Raw genomic sequence first — 17,648 nt, 5'->3', positions numbered from 1 at the left:
TCCTCAGTTCTTCGGGAAGATCAGCACGCTGCCCTGCATGCGGATGGTGCCGTCGATCTTCGCCGAGAAGATATTCGTCTGCTGGTAGCTGGGATTGCCGCCGTTGGCGACGGTGCCGGACTTGTTCTGCCAGCCACCCTGGTTGGCCACGCCGAAGGCGAAGCTGCCGTTCTTGAAGCGCATCTCGTTGGGCAGGCCCAGCGCCAGCACATCCTGGTTGAAGGCCGCACCGTCGCCGCCGAAACCACTGCTGATCAGTCGGGTGTTCAGTGTCAGGCCCTCGAAGCTGAAGATGCCCTTGAGGTTGTCCAGCACATACCAGCCGCCATTGGCCTCGGAGCGGATGGCGATGCGCAGGCCGCAACTTTCCGGAGTGGCGGCACCAGCGATGGCGCAGCTGCGCTCGTTGGCCGTCCATGTGGCCGGATTATTGGACACCGGTGTGTTCCAGAGCACGCCGCCATTCTTGTTGATGCTGAACTCGCCGGAGAGGTACACCCCGCCCTGCCCACTCATCTGGCTCAGGTCGGCGTCCTCCAGCGCTTGCAACTCGGCTCGCGCCATCGACGGTAGCACCAGCAATACCGCCAGGTAGAGCGCCCTAAAGGTCATGGCTGGTCACCTTCAGGTAATTGATGCTGAGCCCCTGGAGCGCGTTGTAACCGAAGTTGTAGCCACCGCTGGAAAAGCTGCCGCTGCCGGTCTGGAGGCTGTTGATGACGATGTTGGTGCGCGGCGCGTTGGCGTAGAAGTCAGCGGCCAGCGCATCCTTCTGCGCCTGGGAGGTACCGGACGCCGTGGGGTTGGGCAGTTCGAGCACGAACTGGCCGTTGCTGCTCACGTCGAACAGCAGCGGCTGGGTCTTGCCGTAGCCGAGGGATATGTTGGCGAAGGCGTTGTTGAGGAAGATGGTGCGGTCGCGCTGCTCGGTGGCAGTCGTGCAACCGGTGGTGCCGGCTGCGCAGCTCATGATCTGCAGGCTCTTTGTGAACAGATTGATACGCGCCTCGCCGACCATCTGGCTGCGGCTGCTGTCCCCCCACAGACGCAAGTAGGAGCCGTCCATCGCCAGCTCGGCGAAGTCGAGGTTAAGGATATCGGTGCGTCCGGCGGCCACCTGGAAATCGAAGCGGATGCCCAGATCGACCTTCTCGCTGGCGCGGCTGGAGCAGTTGTTGCCGGCGGCAGCCAAACCCGCGATGCAGGGTTGGCCGGCGGCGCCGGTCAGGCGCTCCGGAAACATGAATTCGAGGACAGTGACATTGCTCGGGGTGGTCTGCACCCACTGCCCATCGTCGCGCAGGGTGCGCATGGCTTCGCCCTTGGCGAGATTGAGGGCGAAGGGATGGTCGAGCCGGCCGATGGTAACCGGGCTCAGATTCGCCCCTTTGTTGCTGCCGGCGGCGCCCAGGTAGAACTCCTTCACCGAGATCGGCACGTTCTGCTTGGCGGCGTTTGTGATGTCGTTGATGGTGATGGTCGCGTTGTTGGCGTCCAGCAGGACCTGATCCAGCACGAAGCCGATTCCGGCACCGTCCACATTGGAGAGCTCCGCGTCATCCAGCGCCTTGAGTTCAGCCTGCGCTGTGGCGGCGGCCAACGACAGCAGGATCACGATGGTTCTGCGCATGCTCAACACCCCGCGGTGGCTGTGCCCAGGCAGGTGTCCTGCCGCGGGATGCCATTGAACGCCTGCTCGAAGTCGATGTTGATCGGCGACACCAAGTTGCCGTTGGCGTCGCGGTACTTGGGCATGTTCATGAAAGCGCCCTTGAGGGCGGTCATGAAGGCGTTCTGGTCCATGTCCTTCCACGCCAGGTCCTGGGTCTGGAAGGAGATGAAGAAGCCCTTCGCCGCGCCCTCCATGGTGTTCATGTTGCTGATGTTGCCCACCGGCAGGGATTTGAAGTCGCTGAGCGGGAAGCAGGTATTAAGGGAGAGGATGCCGCAACCGCTGGACTTGAACAGGCTGAGCAGAGCGTCGGAGAGGCCGCCGAGGTTACAACCGCTGACGCAACTCAGCGCCGTGCCATTGGTGAGGCCGGCCATGCCACCGCGTACCGGATCGGCGTTGCCGCTGGAGTTCACCAGGGTGGCGTCGGCCTGTAGCCTGGTCGAGTCACTGATACCGGCCAGCGCCAGGAGGAACTGATCGAACCCCGAAGCCTTGTCGATGATGGGCTTGGCGGTGCCGGTGATGTGCACCGGGATATTCCCGGTCAGGCTCTGGATATCCCCCGACAACACGCCCTTGGCCTCGCCGAAGCCGATGCGCACACCCACCACCTTGTTGCCGGAATAGGCCAGTTCGACGAAGGGATCGGCAATACGGAATGGGTTAACCGAGCCGTCCGCATTCACGGTGCCAAGGGCGAAGTTGTTGATGAGGATGTCGGACGAACCAGCGACTTCCCCCGCCCGAGTAACGGAGTCGTCATACTGGCCGAGCTGGAGCTTCTTCATGTTCAGCTGGGTGTCGACGTTCACCCCGAAGTTGACGCGGGTGTAGTTGATCCCGGCATTGGCGTCGGTGGTCAGGTTGATGAATGCCTGGCCGGTGATGTCGGACAGTTCGCTGTCGGCCAGCTCCTCCATTCGCGCCTGGGCGATAGACGAGGAGAACACCCCGGCAAGAAGAATGGCCTTCAGCGACCAGGCGGGCAGCGGATTCGAACGCATGGCGACATCCCTGATTGTTCTTGTATGGGCAAGCGACGAAGACTCGTCCCCTTTTTAGCCACTATAGGGAGGCAGGCCGGGAAGCGTCCCGACCCATAGTCGAGTTGAGGGTGCTTGCCAGGAAGTCGGCGATGGATGGCTGTTACCCATCGCAACAAAGGGGTAACGCCGAGGTCAGCCCTGGCGGAACAGTCCGACCAGGTGATCGGCGATGGCGCCCTTGATGTTCGAGACCTCCAGCCGGGAATTGCGTCCCAGGCGACTCGCATCGATGCGATGCAGGTGCAACGAAGGCATGCGCGCCTCGTACTCGCGCAGGTCACCCTTGACCAGCACTGGCAGGAACTGCTCGCCACGGGACTGGTAACGCTGGATCAGGAATTTGAGGCCGTCCAGGAAGGGCAGTTCGTGTGAAGCGCTGAGACGGTGCTCGCCGGGGATCTTCAGGTAGAGGCCGGTCGAGCCGAGCACTTCACCGGGAAGGACATGGATACCGGTAGGCAACACGGCGTCTGCAGGAATGTCATGGAAGGTGTCGTACCAGGCCATCTCGTCGGGAAGGATGGTGATGCTGCCATGTTCCTCTTCGGGCACCACGAAGCTGTAGCGGCTGTAGAGCTTTTCCACGTACCCCGAATAGACGCACAGGCGGTTTTCGAAGTGCAGCAGGAAGTCGATGGCCTCTTGCCGGTTGGTGATGGCGTCGAGGTCCCAGGCCAGGTCGGTCTGGCGTTCCAGCTCGGCCCAGCGGGCGTCGGCGAGAAGTGCGGATTCGGGGCTCATGGTTCCTGCGGTCATACAGCGGACGCTTCCCTAACGCAGAAAACATGCCAGGGAATTCAATCACTTGCACAAGGCTTTCCAGCCTTTTTCGGCTATCTGATAGCACGATGCCAGTCGCAAACTGCCAAAAAATGTCAGTCCGCGACGGGTGTCGCTCCTCTGATCGGTTGAAGCTCAATCGCTGCCAGCAACCTGAAGTACAATCGCCTCTTTTTTCAGCGAACCCCGGCCAATCGATGATCGATCCCAAGCGCGTATTGCGCGCCCTAGCCGAACACTGGACGTTGCTCGAGCCGCTCTGCGAGCGCTTCGATGCCGGCACCCTGAGCCTGGTGGAACTGCGCGTGCAGCTCGCCGGCCAGTTGCCGGAGGGCACGCCCACCGACGTGACTGCCCTGCTCGACCTCTGGGTGCGCCTGGACATCCTGGTTCCTGTGGCCAAGAGTCCGAACCGCTTCGAGCTGAACGCGCAGATCCACGACTTCCTCGCCTACCTGCGGCGCGAACACCGCCTCGGCCTGTGCCTGGAGATCGAAGCCTACCTGCGTCACCTGGAACGCCTCGCCGGCTATATCCAGGAAGCCTTCGAAATCCGTGACGGCAACGACCTGGCGCGCCAGTTGCGTCTGCTCGACATGCGTGTACGCGATGTCCTGAAGAAGCTCGACAACGACGAGCAGGCCCTGGTGGCCGTGGCCGACCGCGCCAAAACCAGCGACCGGCAGATTCCCTTGCGCCAGCGCTACGCTGAAGTGCTGGCCACCTGGGACGAGTACGTCGAGCCGATGATCCAGCTGGTGGCCGCCGACGGTGCCTTCGAGCAAGGTGTGCGGCGCGTCGAGCAGGTGTTGCTGCGCCTCCTGGGCGAACAGCAACGCCTTGGCCAGTTGGTAGACGACGACCTGCTGCTGCGCACCCATGCACGCATCCTGGAGATGCAGACCAGTGCCCAGATCACCCTGCGCAAGGCCCGCGAGCTCCTGCTGCCGCTGCGCGAAGAAGCGCGTCGGCACAATGCCGTGACCCGTGGCGCCGCCCTGGCGCTGTCGGTGATCCGCAAGAAGGGCCTGGACGCTGTGCCCCAGGCCGCGATGCCGCTGTTCACCCGCCCGCAGACCACCTTCCTGGGCAGTGGCTCGCAGGTGGAGGCCTATGTCTACGCCCTGGCACGCTTCCAGCCGAAACCGGCGCACTTCCCGAAATCCGGCGGGGCGCGCAAGGCCACTGCACCGCGCTCACCGAAGACCGCTCGGGAAATGCTCGACCGCTGCGAGCAGGCCCTGCCGCTACCGGACCTGATGGTCTGGCTACTGGAGCAGGAACCCGAAGGCGCCACCGACGAACTCCTCTACTGGTTCTCGCGTCTTTCCCGCGATTCGCGCTTCTCGCGCGATCGCCTGGAGCGTCGTGACTACCTGACCGCCGAGCACCAGGTCAGCCTGAGCTCCTACGCCCTGATCAAGAGCCCCAACGCCGCGGCCGAGAAGACTTCCTGATGAATATCGACCTGAAAGAAATGACCCAGCTGGCGCCTATCTTCCGCGAGCTGTTCAAGGGCTATCACCTCTCCCGCAGCGAGCCGGAGTGCTACGCCCAGCTGTCCACCATGCAGGACCAGTACCGCGCCCTGTTCAAGGGCCTCGGCTTCGAGCTGGTCTGCGACCCGCGTGGTTTCTACTACTTCGTGCCCGAGCAGATGGGTGCCCAGGTGAACAAGACCGCCCAGCGCCTGGCTCTGTTCACCTTCATCCTGGTGGAACACCTGGCCGACCAGGGCCGCGACCCGCTTGCGGTACTCGATGGCGGCAGCATCGGCCGCGACGAACTGCCAGCCCTGCTGGAGAAGTACCGCGACCTGTTCATGCAGGCCGAGGTAACCACCCATGAAGAACTGGAAGAGAAGGTAATCCGCCGGCTCACCCAACTCGGCTTTGCCGAAGACAGCAACGGTGTTTACCGCTTCCTGCCGCCAATGCACCGCTTCCTCGATGTGTGCCTGGCGGTACAGCATGACCGCGACCTGGCTGCCAGCCTGCACAGCACCGACCTGGAGCTGCATGCCCCGGTACTACTGGATGACGACAGCGGCGACGCCATCATCCCCATCGACGAGCCTGAAACCGTCGATGCGCCCGCAGAGTCCGAAGAAGACGCCCTGGCCCGTGCCATGGTCGAAGAACGCGCCGCCCAGGAGGAAGACGCATGAGCCAGGAACGCTACGGCATCCGCCGCTTCGCCCTGCTGAACACGGCCGGTTACAGCCTGGGCCTGTTCCCGCTGGAAACCCCGCTGTCGATCTACGGCGCCAACAACCTCGGTAAATCGGCTTCGATCAACGCGCTGCAGTTCCCGATCCTGGCGCGCATGTCGGACATGAGCTTCGGCAAGTACAGCCTGGAGCAGTCGCGCAAGTTCTACTTCGCCACCGATACCAGCTACATCCTGGTTGAAGTCTCCCTGCCCCATGGCCCGCACGTCATCGGCGTTGCAGGTCGCGGCCCGGGCGGTGGTTTCGGTCACCAGTTCTTCGCTTACCGGGGCGAACTGAACCTGGAGCACTACCAGCGCGACGGCACCTGCCTGCGTCAGCGCGAGCTGTTCAACAGCCTGGAGCGCGAAGGCATCAAGGCCTACGAGCTCAAGCCCGATGAACTTCGCCGCCTGCTGGTGGGCGGTCATACCTCCATCCCGCTGGACCTGACCCTGATCCCGCTGCGCTCCACCAGCGAACAGAGCCTGAAGACCTTCCGCTCGCTGTTCATCAACCTGCTGCACATGCGCGAGATCACCGCGGCCAAGCTCAAGCAGCTGTTCCTCGATGCCTTCGAGCACAGCCTGCGCTCGGGCAGCGTGGACTACATCGCCGCCTGCGAAGAGGCCTTCCGCGACGTGCGCCGCATGGAGCAGGACTACCAGGCGCTGGTTTCCGCCGGTCCGCTGGTCGAGGCCCTGGCCAACGGCGTGGCCCAACGCGAGACCCTGCGCGGCAAGCTGCACCGAATCTCGCCGTTGCTGGATTCGCTGCTGGGGACCTGGCAGGACTATTCCGGCGCTCGCCGCGAGGAGCTGGTGATCCAGGCCGAGCACTACCGCAACGAGCAGGACGGTCTGCAGAGCGAACAGCGTGGCGGCACCCAGGAAATGATGCGCCTGGAGCGTGCCATCACCGAGAACCAGCGCTGGCTGGGCGAGCTGGCAGTGCTGAAGAACCGCTTTGCCCTGGTGGAAAATGCCAAAGTGCTGGAGCAGCAGCTGCTCGCCGCCAAGGATGCCCACGACGAACTGGCCGGCGCCCTCGCGCAGTCCCGCCAGTTCTCCGCCGAAGACCTGGACGAGCGCCTGCGCGATCTGGAGAAGCGTCTGAAGGCGGTAAAACAGCAGCTCGACCACGCCGACAACAACAGCTACTCCCGCCTGCGCGAAGAGTTCTCCCAGGCCGACGTGGACCGCCTGATGCGCCTGTTCAACGGCCAGCTGTTCAGCCTCCCGCTGGGCGAGAAAGGTATTCAGCTGGACGACGGCGAAGCCTGGGTGAAGACCCTGGAAACCGTGCTCGACCAGTTCAAAGGCAGCCAGTTCGAAGTACCGGGCCTGTCCATCGACCTCTCCCACATCGAACCGCCAGCCCTCCAGGCCCTGGCCGACCGTGCAGCCCTGCGCGACCAGAAAGACCGCCTGGAACGCGAGCTGAAGCAGCTCAAGACCCAGCAGTCCGTTGCCGCCGACCGCGCGGCGAGCAAGGCCCGGGCAGAGAAGCTGTACCAGGACGTGCTCGACGCGCAGAAAGCCCTGGAAGATTTCCGCAAGAGCCAGACCCTGGCTGCCGAAGAGCCCGCCAAGCTGGAAGAGCTGGCGCAGCTGGAAGCCACCCAGGATGAGCTCAAGCGCTCCGCCGATGCCTTCACCGAACGCGTCCAGCAACTCTCCGCCAAGCTGCAGTTGGTAGGGCGTCAACTCGCCGACCTGGAAGCCAAGGAACGCACCCTGGAAGACGCCCTGCGCCGTCGCCAGCTGCTGCCCGCCGACCTGCCCTTCGGCAAGCCGTTCATGGACCCGGTGGACGACAGCCTCGACAATCTGCTGCCGCTGCTCAATGACTACCAGGATACGTGGCAGGCACTGCAGCGCATCGACGGCCAGATCGAAGCGCTCTACGCGCAGGTCCGCCTCAAAGGTGTGGCCAAGTTCGACAGCGAAGACGACGCCGAGCGCCGCCTGCAATTGCTGATCAACGCTTACGCACACCGCCAGGACGAAGCCCTGACCCTGGCCAAGGCACGCCGCGCCGCAGTCACCGACATCGCCCGGACCCTGCGCAATATCCGCAGCGACTACGACAACCTGGAACACCAGCTGGCGCTGTTCAACCGCGAGATCAACAAGCGCCAGGTCTCCAACCTGTCGAGCTTCCGCATCGTCCTTGCGCCGAACAAGGAAGCCCTGCGTCACATCGATCAGATCATCCACAGCGCCGGACAGTACGAGGAGGGCGAGACCCTCTCGGTCTTCGACCTGACCAACTCCAGCGACCAGGACGCGAAGAACGAGGAAGCCAAGGAGTACCTGGCGCGCCTGGTGGCGGCCAACGGCAACCAGCTGGGCCTGAAAGACCTGTTCGAACTGGCCTTCGAGATCACCAAGGTGCATGGCCAGCCGGTCATTCACACCGATATCGACGGCGCCGCCTCCAACGGCACCACGATGACGATCAAGGCGCTGACCAACATGTACCTGCTGTTGCACCTGATGGATCGCGAGCAAGCCGGGCGAATTCGACTGCCCTACTACCTGGACGAAGCGGCAGACATCGACGAACGCAACCAGCAGGCGCTGATCGAAACCAGCCAGCAACTGGGCTTCACCCCCATCCTCGCGTCGGTTAAGCCGCAGGTATCGGCCAACGTCGCCATCGACCTGGAAGGCGGCAGTGGCCCGAACGGCATCTACATCGACGAGGCGGACTGGAAGTTCATCAAGCGTCGCGACGTGGCTACCGCCACCCAGGATGCGAAGGACGAGGCGGCCGAACCCGCCTGATCCGTTCGCCAGAAAAGCAAAAGGGCCGCGGATTGCGGCCCTTTTGTTTGTTACGTGCTTACTTCGCCAAAGGAATCTTCGGCGCCCAGGTCAGCCACTCGTCCTCGGCATCGTCATGCAGGGCGAAGGTCTGGCCATTGAGCGCGGCGTTGCCCATCTGCCCTTCGTTCGGTGTGGCGAAGGAAATCCCGCCCTCCACCAAGGACTCCAGGGAGCCAGTTCGCACCTTCACACCATCGAACAGGCTGGCATCCACCCCGACACCACTGGTGTGCCAGAAGCGGCTGCCGCTGTGCACCAGGGGCGCGTAGTGCGGTTCGATGAGTACATGGATGAAGACGCGGTCGGCGGTCTTGCCGAGCTCGTAGGAGAGCACCTTACCAACGGGAACCTCGCGATAGCTGACGATCACACCCGGTTTGATCGAGCCACGTCGCGGCGCGCTGAGGGTGATGCGCAGGCCTTCCTGGCGCGCAAGTGCATCCGGCGCCTGATCCAGCGCGGTGAATCGGGTCTGGGCTGCGCCAGGCTTGGCAGCTGGCAGCACCTCCAGGTATTGGCCGCTGACCAGTGTCTCCAGATTGGCCGTGCGCAGCAGACCGAGCTCCGGACGCACCACCCAGAACTGGGTTCCGGCGCGGGCAATGCGATCCGCCGCCTGGGTCAGACGTGCCTTGACCGTTACGCCGGATAGATCACCGTTCAGGGTCACGGTTTCCACTTCGCCCACATCGATGCCCTTGAAGCGGATCGGCGTACCGGCCTTCACGCCCTCGGCCTGCGGAATGATGATGTCGACCAGAGTGCCCTTGACGACGGCTTGAGTCTCATCGTCATACAAGGTGAAGCGACGCGGCCGGGTGACCGGCTTGGCTTTCGGATCTGGGGTGTCGAAGGTGATACCGCCCGCCAGCAAAGTCTGCAGGGATTCACTCTTCACCTCGACCCCCGACAGGCCGCCCTTGAGAGTAATACCGCTGGAGTTCCAGAAGCGGGTGGACTCGTTGACCAGCTTGGTGAACTCGGGCTCGATGTGAATGCCAATCACCACACGCTGCTGGTTACGCGAGAGCTGGTAGCTCTGCACGCTGCCCACGCGCATCTGACGGAACAGCACCGGGCTGCCGACCTCCAGGGAGCCGAGTCGCTCGCTGGTCAGCACCAGGTGCAGACCGGGCGCATCGGTGTTGAGTGGAGGCGCCTTGGGGCGCACCTTGAATTCACGGGTCGGCGTACCTTCCTTGGCGAAGCGCACAGCAATATAGTTCCCCTTCACAAGGGCTTCGATGCCGGTGATGCCCGCCAGCGAGATCGACGGTTTCACCGTCCAGAACTCGGTGCCTTCGACGAGGAAGTCTTCGGTACGTGGTTCCATGGTCAGTTCGGCAGTGGCGCCCGTGAAGTCCTTGTCCATGTCCAGCTTCTTCAGGGTGCCGACCTGGACACCGTTGTACATCACCGGGGTGTTGCCCGGACTGAGGCCACTGACGTCGTCCATCCGCAGCAATACGCGAAGGCCCGCCTCGGCGGACTCGAAGCCGTCATACAGCCGGAACGGGATGCTCGGGTCAGTGGGCGGACTGTCTTGGCGGTGCTCTGGCGTGGAGAAAGCGATGCCGCCGGCCATGATGCTTAGCGCGGACTCGGTGCGAATCTTCACGCCCGACAGACCCGCAGTGACGCTGAGGCCACTGGCATTCCAGAAACGAGTGTGCTTGCGCACAAGATGCGCGTAGGGCTGTTCGATGTGCACCTTGATCTCGACGGTGCGCTGGTCTTCCGCCAACTGGTAACTCTTCACCTGACCGACCTGAATCTGCCGGTAGTAGACTGGGCTCCCTTGCTCAAGCGAACCGAGGCGCTCGGCCTTCAGAGTGAGGTGAAGGCCGGGAAGCGAATCGGACAGTGGTGGGGGCTCAGCGAGCGCCGTGTAGCGTCGCGCGGGCTCGCCTTTGACCGGATCGATGGCGATGTAGATACCGGAAACCAGGGTTTCCAGTCCCGTAACGCCAGCGAGCGATACCCGCGGGCGTACCAGCCAGAAACGGGTTTCCTTACTGAGGTAGGGCTCGGCCTCCTTCATCACCTCGACCGTCGCAATCACGCCCTTGATGTCGTTGCTGACATGCAGGTCGATCACCTTGCCGACCTGGATGCCTTTGTACATCAGTTGGGTCTTGCCGACTTGAATGCCATCACCGTTCTCGAAACGGATCTGGATCTCGATGCCTGCTTCACTCATGGCCTTCCATGCGAGCCAGAGGCCAATGATGAGCGCCAGCAGAGGTAGCACCCAGATGGCAGACCAACTCGTGGTTTTACGGGTTTTAGGCGTTGGCAACTCAGGCATTCTCGTCGTCCATATCGGTGTTGTCCCAGATCAGCCTGGGATCGAAAGTCACTGCCGCGATCATGGTTATCACCACGACGGTAGCAAAGGCAGCCGCTCCCAGGTTGGCTTCGATGCTGGCCAGGTTGCCGAAGTTCACCAACGCCACAAGGATGGCGATGACGAAGATATCCAGCATGGACCAGCGACCTATCCATTCGATGAAGCGGTACATCAGGATGCGCTGTCGCGGTGACATGGGCAGTCGTCGCTGTACTGAGTAAAGCAGCAGCGCGATGCCCACCAACTTGAAAGTGGGCACAAGGATGCTGGCGACGAAAACGACCAGGGCAATGGGCACCATCTCGGCGTGAATCAGCTCAAGCACACCACCCATGATGGTCGAGGGCGCACCGTTGCCTAAGAAGTTCACCGTCATGATTGGCAGCACATTTGCCGGCACATAGAGAATGGCCGCGGTAATCAGCAATGCCCAGGTGCGGGTCAGGCTGTTGGGGCGACGAGGGTGCAGGCGTGCACCGCAGCGGCTGCAGGAACCGTGATCCTCATCGGACTCAGGGCGGTTCAACTGATGGCATTCGTCGCAGACGATGATGCCGGCATCAATGGCTCGCATGGGCGTCTCCTTCGGCGTCCAGTGCATCCCACACCTGGTGTGGCGACATGGTCACCTCGAGCCATACCTGGGCCAGCAGCAAGCCAATGAAACAGGCCAGACCGATGCCCAGATGGAGGTCTGCAAGATCGATCAACTTGACGATGGAAACCAGGATGCCCATGAGGTAAACCTCGAGCATTCCCCACTCCCGAAGGTGGTGATACAGGCGATAGAGCATCAGCCCCAGGCCAAGGGCGCGCCGAGTCTTGATGCAAACCAACACAATCAGCTGGCAGAGCAGTTTGATCAGCGGGATAACCATGCTGCACAGGAACACCAACACCGCGACACCTTCCATGCCCGTGTTGTAGAGGCCTAAAACCCCTGTCCAAACCGTATCGTGGCTGGTCTGCCCAAGCAGGTTGAGCTTCATGATCGGAAGGAAGTTTGCCGGTACGAACAAGAACAGTGCAGTCAGCACCAACGCCAGGGCGCGACGCTCCATCTGCGAGCGGTGCACCACCAATTCATAGCCACAGCGCGGGCAACAGGCCTTTTGCTCTTCGCCGATGTGTGGGTGGCGCATTAATAGATCGCACTCGTGACAGGCAATCAGGTCGTGCAGAGGAAGTTCGGAAAGGGGGCGTTGTTCCGCCTGTTCGGGCATGGTGGTAAGGCTCTTTAGGTATCGCGGCTATTCTAGACGAGCGCAGCACTGGCGGTGGCGATTCAAGAGTTTCCGGGCGCTACCGGCTTCGACGCGGTACCGCACACTTTCTCGCGCCCAAAGACAAACCCCCGAACCGTTTTCACGGATCGGGGGTTTGGGATAGAAGCTTGACGATGACCTACTCTCACATGGAGAAGCTCCACACTACCATCGGCGATGCGTCGTTTCACTGCTGAGTTCGGGATGGGATCAGGTGGTTCCAACGCTCTATGGTCGTCAAGCAATTCGGTTGGGATCTCGTCTGCGACGCGACCCCGAATCAGGTATGTGACAGTCTGTTTTGCGGTTCAGGCCAATTTTCGGTCTGTCGACTTCAACCAGTCGCACCCACAATCACCAGATTGTTTGGGTGTTATATGGTCAAGCCTCACGGGCAATTAGTATTGGTTAGCTCAACGCCTCACAGCGCTTACACACCCAACCTATCAACGTCGTAGTCTTCGACGGCCCTTTAGGGGATTCAAGATCCCAGTGAGATCTCATCTTGAGGCGAGTTTCCCGCTTAGATGCTTTCAGCGGTTATCTCTTCCGAACATAGCTACCCGGCAATGCCACTGGCGTGACAACCGGAACACCAGAGGTTCGTCCACTCCGGTCCTCTCGTACTAGGAGCAGCCCCTCTCAAATCTCAAACGTCCACGGCAGATAGGGACCGAACTGTCTCACGACGTTCTAAACCCAGCTCGCGTACCACTTTAAATGGCGAACAGCCATACCCTTGGGACCGGCTTCAGCCCCAGGATGTGATGAGCCGACATCGAGGTGCCAAACACCGCCGTCGATATGAACTCTTGGGCGGTATCAGCCTGTTATCCCCGGAGTACCTTTTATCCGTTGAGCGATGGCCCTTCCATACAGAACCACCGGATCACTAAGACCTACTTTCGTACCTGCTCGACGTGTCTGTCTCGCAGTCAAGCGCGCTTTTGCCTTTATACTCTGCGACCGATTTCCGACCGGTCTGAGCGCACCTTCGTACTCCTCCGTTACTCTTTAGGAGGAGACCGCCCCAGTCAAACTGCCCACCATACACTGTCCTCGATCCGGATGACGGACCAGAGTTAGAACCTCAAGCATGCCAGGGTGGTATTTCAAGGATGGCTCCACGAGAACTGGCGTCCTCGCTTCAAAGCCTCCCACCTATCCTACACAAGCAGGCTCAAAGTCCAGTGCAAAGCTACAGTAAAGGTTCACGGGGTCTTTCCGTCTAGCCGCGGATACACTGCATCTTCACAGCGATTTCAATTTCACTGAGTCTCGGGTGGAGACAGCGCCGCCATCGTTACGCCATTCGTGCAGGTCGGAACTTACCCGACAAGGAATTTCGCTACCTTAGGACCGTTATAGTTACGGCCGCCGTTTACCGGGGCTTCGATCAAGAGCTTCGCTTGCGCTAACCCCATCAATTAACCTTCCGGCACCGGGCAGGCGTCACACCCTATACGTCCACTTTCGTGTTTGCAGAGTGCTGTGTTTTTAATAAACAGTCGCAGCGGCCTGGTATCTTCGACCGGCATGGGCTTACGCAGTAAATGCTTCACCCTCACCGGCGCACCTTCTCCCGAAGTTACGGTGCCATTTTGCCTAGTTCCTTCACCCGAGTTCTCTCAAGCGCCTTGGTATTCTCTACCCAACCACCTGTGTCGGTTTGGGGTACGGTTCCTAGTTATCTGAAGCTTAGAGGCTTTTCCTGGAAGCATGGCATCAACCACTTCGTGTTCTAAAAGAACACTCGTCATCAGCTCTCGGCCTTGAACACCCGGATTTGCCTAAGTGTTCGGCCTACCACCTTAAACTTGGACAACCAACGCCAAGCTGGCCTAGCCTTCTCCGTCCCCCCATCGCAATAACTAGAAGTACGGGAATATTAACCCGTTTCCCATCGACTACGCATTTCTGCCTCGCCTTAGGGGCCGACTCACCCTGCGTCGATTAACGTTGCGCAGGAACCCTTGGTCTTTCGGCGTGCGAGTTTTTCACTCGCATTGTCGTTACTCATGTCAGCATTCGCACTTCTGATACCTCCAGCAAGCTTCTCAACTCACCTTCACAGGCTTACAGAACGCTCCTCTACCGCTCGTCTTACGACGAACCCGTAGCTTCGGTGTCTAGTTTGAGCCCCGTTACATCTTCCGCGCAGGCCGACTCGACTAGTGAGCTATTACGCTTTCTTTAAAGGGTGGCTGCTTCTAAGCCAACCTCCTAGCTGTCTAAGCCTTCCCACATCGTTTCCCACTTAACTAGAACTTTGGGACCTTAGCTGACGGTCTGGGTTGTTTCCCTTTTCACGACGGACGTTAGCACCCGCCGTGTGTCTCCCACGCTGACACTTCCAGGTATTCGGAGTTTGCATCGGTTTGGTAAGTCGGGATGACCCCCTAGCCGAAACAGTGCTCTACCCCCTGGAGTGATACGTGAGGCGCTACCTAAATAGCTTTCGAGGAGAACCAGCTATCTCCGAGCTTGATTAGCCTTTCACTCCGATCCACAGGTCATCCGCTAACTTTTCAACGGTAGTCGGTTCGGTCCTCCAGTCAGTGTTACCTAACCTTCAACCTGCCCATGGATAGATCGCCCGGTTTCGGGTCTATACCCAGCGACTAAACGCCCTATTAAGACTCGCTTTCGCTACGCCTCCCCTATTCGGTTAAGCTCGCCACTGAATATAAGTCGCTGACCCATTATACAAAAGGTACGCAGTCACCTAACAAAGTAGGCTCCCACTGCTTGTACGCATACGGTTTCAGGTTCTATTTCACTCCCCTCTCCGGGGTTCTTTTCGCCTTTCCCTCACGGTACTGGTTCACTATCGGTCAGTCAGTAGTATTTAGCCTTGGAGGATGGTCCCCCCATATTCAGACAAAGTTTCACGTGCTCCGTCCTACTCGATTTCACTTCCTGGACCCTTTCGCGTACGGGGCTATCACCCACTATGGCCGCACTTTCCAGAGCGTTCCGCTAAAATCCAAGAAGCTTAAGGGCTAATCCCCGTTCGCTCGCCACTACTAAGGGAATCTCGGTTGATTTCTGTTCCTCAGGGTACTTAGATGTTTCAGTTCCCCTGGTTCGCCTCTTGCACCTATGGATTCAGTACAAGATACCTAGGTTATCCTAGGTGGGTTCCCCCATTCAGAGATCTCCGGATCAAAGTCTGTTTGCCGACTCCCCGAAGCTTATCGCAGGCTACCACGTCTTTCATCGCCTCTGACTGCCAAGGCATCCACCGTATGCGCTTCTTCACTTGACCATATAACCCCAAGCAATCTGCTCGTGATCATAGGGGTGAAGACGACATTCGCCGAAAATTCGCGCTTGAACTCGCAAATTTTACCTTGAATTATTGAGTGCAGTGAAACACTCAACAAGTCACTTCTATCACATACCCGAATTTTTAAAGAACGATTCTGAAGCAAAGTTCAGAATTCAATATCCCACCCGGGATATTCAATTCTGGACTCTTGGTCAGCCTGGAGATGGTGGAGCCAAGGAGGATCGAACTCCTGACCTCCTGCGTGCAAAGCAGGCGCTCTCCCAGCTGAGCTATGGCCCCAATGTCAACCGGTCATACGACCCCGCGACAATTGGTGGGTCTGGGCAGATTCGAACTGCCGACCTCACCCTTATCAGGGGTGCGCTCTAACCAACTGAGCTACAGACCCAATCGCCTTCGCAATTGAATCAAGCAATTCGTGTGGGAACTTATGAAGAAGCTGAAGTCTTCGATTAAGGAGGTGATCCAGCCGCAGGTTCCCCTACGGCTACCTTGTTACGACTTCACCCCAGTCATGAATCACTCCGTGGTAACCGTCCCCCTTGCGGTTAGACTAGCTACTTCTGGAGCAACCCACTCCCATGGTGTGACGGGCGGTGTGTACAAGGCCCGGGAACGTATTCACCGTGACATTCTGATTCACGATTACTAGCGATTCCGACTTCACGCAGTCGAGTTGCAGACTGCGATCCGGACTACGATCGGTTTTATGGGATTAGCTCCACCTCGCGGCTTGGCAACCCTTTGTACCGACCATTGTAGCACGTGTGTAGCCCTGGCCGTAAGGGCCATGATGACTTGACGTCATCCCCACCTTCCTCCGGTTTGTCACCGGCAGTCTCCTTAGAGTGCCCACCATAACGTGCTGGTAACTAAGGACAAGGGTTGCGCTCGTTACGGGACTTAACCCAACATCTCACGACACGAGCTGACGACAGCCATGCAGCACCTGTGTCTGAGTTCCCGAAGGCACCAATCCATCTCTGGAAAGTTCTCAGCATGTCAAGGCCAGGTAAGGTTCTTCGCGTTGCTTCGAATTAAACCACATGCTCCACCGCTTGTGCGGGCCCCCGTCAATTCATTTGAGTTTTAACCTTGCGGCCGTACTCCCCAGGCGGTCGACTTATCGCGTTAGCTTCGCCACTAAGATCTCAAGGATCCCAACGGCTAGTCGACATCGTTTACGGCGTGGACTACCAGGGTATCTAATCCTGTTTGCTCCCCACGCTTTCGCACCTCAGTGTCAGTATCAGTCCAGGTAGTCGCCTTCGCCACTGGTGTTCCTTCCTATATCTACGCATTTCACCGCTACACAGGAAATTCCACTACCCTCTACCGTACTCTAGCTCAGTAGTTTTGGAGGCAGTTCCCAGGTTGAGCCCGGGGATTTCACCTCCAACTTGCTGAACCACCTACGCGCGCTTTACGCCCAGTAATTCCGATTAACGCTTGCACCCTTCGTATTACCGCGGCTGCTGGCACGAAGTTAGCCGGTGCTTATTCTGTTGGTAACGTCAAAACAACCAGGTATTAACTAGCTGCCCTTCCTCCCAACTTAAAGTGCTTTACAATCCGAAGACCTTCTTCACACACGCGGCATGGCTGGATCAGGCTTTCGCCCATTGTCCAATATTCCCCACTGCTGCCTCCCGTAGGAGTCTGGACCGTGTCTCAGTTCCAGTGTGACTGATCATCCTCTCAGACCAGTTACGGATCGTCGCCTTGGTGAGCCATTACCCCACCAACTAGCTAATCCGACCTAGGCTCATCTGATAGCGTGAGGTCCGAAGATCCCCCACTTTCTCCCGTAGGACGTATGCGGTATTAGCGTCCGTTTCCGAACGTTATCCCCCACTACCAGGCAGATTCCTAGGCATTACTCACCCGTCCGCCGCTCGCCGGCATCCCGAAGGACCCGCTGCCGCTCGACTTGCATGTGTTAGGCCTGCCGCCAGCGTTCAATCTGAGCCATGATCAAACTCTTCAGTTCAATACTGCTTGGGTTTTGAGAAAACCCTAAACTTGGCTCAGCAATCGCAAATAAACTCTCGAATTCACGAGTGTTACTTGTGATGCTGATAATCAGTTGACTACCAGTCTTACCTCACAAGCACCCACACGAATTGCTTGATTCAGTTGTTAAAGAGCGTTTCGATCAAGTCTTTCGTCTCAACCGAGGCCGCGCATTCTACAGCAGCCT

The 17,648-nt window shown here is 59.5% G+C and carries 10 protein-coding genes, 2 tRNA genes and 3 rRNA genes; 3 read left to right on the top strand and 12 right to left on the bottom strand.

Annotated elements, in window-relative coordinates:
• Positions 1 to 3 precede the first annotated feature (3 nt).
• From E8E75_RS25085 to E8E75_RS25070, 4 genes are all read right to left on the bottom strand, one after another.
• Positions 4 to 612 carry a DUF6160 family protein gene (locus E8E75_RS25085; RefSeq protein WP_120654568.1) on the bottom strand — a complete coding sequence of 203 codons (609 nt, stop codon included), beginning with the start codon at positions 610 to 612 and terminating at the stop codon, positions 4 to 6.
• Positions 602 to 1,630: a hypothetical protein gene (locus E8E75_RS25080; RefSeq protein ID WP_120654567.1), complete on the bottom strand. Its 1,029-nt coding sequence runs from the start codon at positions 1,628 to 1,630 to the stop codon at positions 602 to 604. The genes E8E75_RS25085 and E8E75_RS25080 overlap by 11 nt, the downstream gene beginning before the upstream one ends.
• Positions 1,631 to 1,632: 2 nt before the next feature.
• Entirely contained in the window at positions 1,633 to 2,679 is a 1,047-nt protein-coding gene (locus E8E75_RS25075; protein WP_280359880.1) for a DUF6160 family protein, read from the bottom strand.
• Between the two features lie 174 nt (positions 2,680 to 2,853).
• The gene (locus E8E75_RS25070; RefSeq protein ID WP_120654566.1) at positions 2,854 to 3,462 is read right to left on the bottom strand and encodes a hypothetical protein; all 609 of its coding nucleotides are present in this window, start codon (positions 3,460 to 3,462) and stop codon (positions 2,854 to 2,856) included.
• Between the two features lie 236 nt (positions 3,463 to 3,698).
• On the opposite strand from E8E75_RS25070, the gene mksB reads away from it, so the two are divergent.
• From mksB to mksF, 3 genes are read left to right on the top strand one after another with little or no spacing between them, the layout of a single operon-like run.
• The gene (mksB, locus tag E8E75_RS25065; protein ID WP_120654565.1) at positions 3,699 to 4,958 is read left to right on the top strand and encodes an Mks condensin complex protein MksB; all 1,260 of its coding nucleotides are present in this window, start codon (positions 3,699 to 3,701) and stop codon (positions 4,956 to 4,958) included.
• Positions 4,958 to 5,668, top strand: a complete 711-nt coding sequence (gene mksE / locus E8E75_RS25060) for an Mks condensin complex protein MksE (RefSeq protein ID WP_120654564.1) — start codon at positions 4,958 to 4,960, stop codon at positions 5,666 to 5,668. The genes mksB and mksE overlap by 1 nt, the downstream gene beginning before the upstream one ends.
• On the top strand, positions 5,665 to 8,499 hold the full coding sequence (gene mksF, locus E8E75_RS25055; RefSeq protein ID WP_153918481.1) for an Mks condensin complex protein MksF: 2,835 nt from the start codon (positions 5,665 to 5,667) through the stop codon (positions 8,497 to 8,499). Before mksE ends, mksF begins: the two co-directional genes overlap by 4 nt.
• 58 nt (positions 8,500 to 8,557) lie before the next feature.
• Here the strand turns inward: mksF and E8E75_RS25050 are convergent, their stop codons facing one another.
• From E8E75_RS25050 to E8E75_RS25015, 8 genes are all read right to left on the bottom strand, one after another.
• Entirely contained in the window at positions 8,558 to 10,849 is a 2,292-nt protein-coding gene (locus tag E8E75_RS25050; RefSeq protein ID WP_153918479.1) for an MlaD family protein, read from the bottom strand.
• Positions 10,842 to 11,465 carry a paraquat-inducible protein A gene (locus E8E75_RS25045; RefSeq protein WP_120654561.1) on the bottom strand — a complete coding sequence of 208 codons (624 nt, stop codon included), beginning with the start codon at positions 11,463 to 11,465 and terminating at the stop codon, positions 10,842 to 10,844. Before E8E75_RS25045 ends, E8E75_RS25050 begins: the two co-directional genes overlap by 8 nt.
• Complete coding sequence (locus tag E8E75_RS25040) at positions 11,452 to 12,114, bottom strand: paraquat-inducible protein A (protein ID WP_120654560.1); 663 nt, start codon at positions 12,112 to 12,114, stop codon at positions 11,452 to 11,454. Before E8E75_RS25040 ends, E8E75_RS25045 begins: the two co-directional genes overlap by 14 nt.
• Before the next feature lie 168 nt (positions 12,115 to 12,282).
• A 5S ribosomal RNA gene (rrf, locus tag E8E75_RS25035) occupies positions 12,283 to 12,398 on the bottom strand.
• Between the two features lie 135 nt (positions 12,399 to 12,533).
• Positions 12,534 to 15,424, bottom strand: a 23S ribosomal RNA gene (locus E8E75_RS25030).
• 227 nt (positions 15,425 to 15,651) lie between these two features.
• Positions 15,652 to 15,727: transfer RNA gene (locus E8E75_RS25025), tRNA-Ala, on the bottom strand.
• 32 nt (positions 15,728 to 15,759) lie between these two features.
• A tRNA-Ile gene (locus E8E75_RS25020) sits at positions 15,760 to 15,836 on the bottom strand.
• A 65-nt stretch (positions 15,837 to 15,901) separates the two neighbouring features.
• A 16S ribosomal RNA gene (locus tag E8E75_RS25015) occupies positions 15,902 to 17,438 on the bottom strand.
• Together the 16S, 23S and 5S rRNA genes with 2 tRNA genes alongside form the textbook arrangement of a ribosomal RNA operon.
• Positions 17,439 to 17,648 lie beyond the last annotated feature (210 nt).

The sequence above is a fragment of the Pseudomonas sp. BN606 genome (assembly GCF_029873115.1).
Classification (GTDB): domain Bacteria; phylum Pseudomonadota; class Gammaproteobacteria; order Pseudomonadales; family Pseudomonadaceae; genus Metapseudomonas.
The sequence above is the reverse complement of the archived record's forward strand: the minus strand, read 5'-3'. Positions and strand labels throughout refer to the sequence as shown.

Bases quoted from the DNA above. Each gene is read 5' to 3' on its own strand.
- E8E75_RS25085 (WP_120654568.1), bottom strand. From the start codon at position 612: ATGACCTTTAGGGCGCTCTACCTGGCGGTATTGCTGGTGCTACCGTCG.
- E8E75_RS25080 (WP_120654567.1), bottom strand. From the start codon at position 1,630: ATGCGCAGAACCATCGTGATCCTGCTGTCGTTGGCCGCCGCCACAGCG.
- E8E75_RS25075 (WP_280359880.1), bottom strand. From the start codon at position 2,679: ATGCGTTCGAATCCGCTGCCCGCCTGGTCGCTGAAGGCCATTCTTCTT.
- E8E75_RS25070 (WP_120654566.1), bottom strand. From the start codon at position 3,462: ATGAGCCCCGAATCCGCACTTCTCGCCGACGCCCGCTGGGCCGAGCTG.
- mksB (WP_120654565.1), top strand. From the start codon at position 3,699: ATGATCGATCCCAAGCGCGTATTGCGCGCCCTAGCCGAACACTGGACG.
- mksE (WP_120654564.1), top strand. From the start codon at position 4,958: ATGAATATCGACCTGAAAGAAATGACCCAGCTGGCGCCTATCTTCCGC.
- mksF (WP_153918481.1), top strand. From the start codon at position 5,665: ATGAGCCAGGAACGCTACGGCATCCGCCGCTTCGCCCTGCTGAACACG.
- E8E75_RS25050 (WP_153918479.1), bottom strand. From the start codon at position 10,849: ATGCCTGAGTTGCCAACGCCTAAAACCCGTAAAACCACGAGTTGGTCT.
- E8E75_RS25045 (WP_120654561.1), bottom strand. From the start codon at position 11,465: ATGCGAGCCATTGATGCCGGCATCATCGTCTGCGACGAATGCCATCAG.
- E8E75_RS25040 (WP_120654560.1), bottom strand. From the start codon at position 12,114: ATGCCCGAACAGGCGGAACAACGCCCCCTTTCCGAACTTCCTCTGCAC.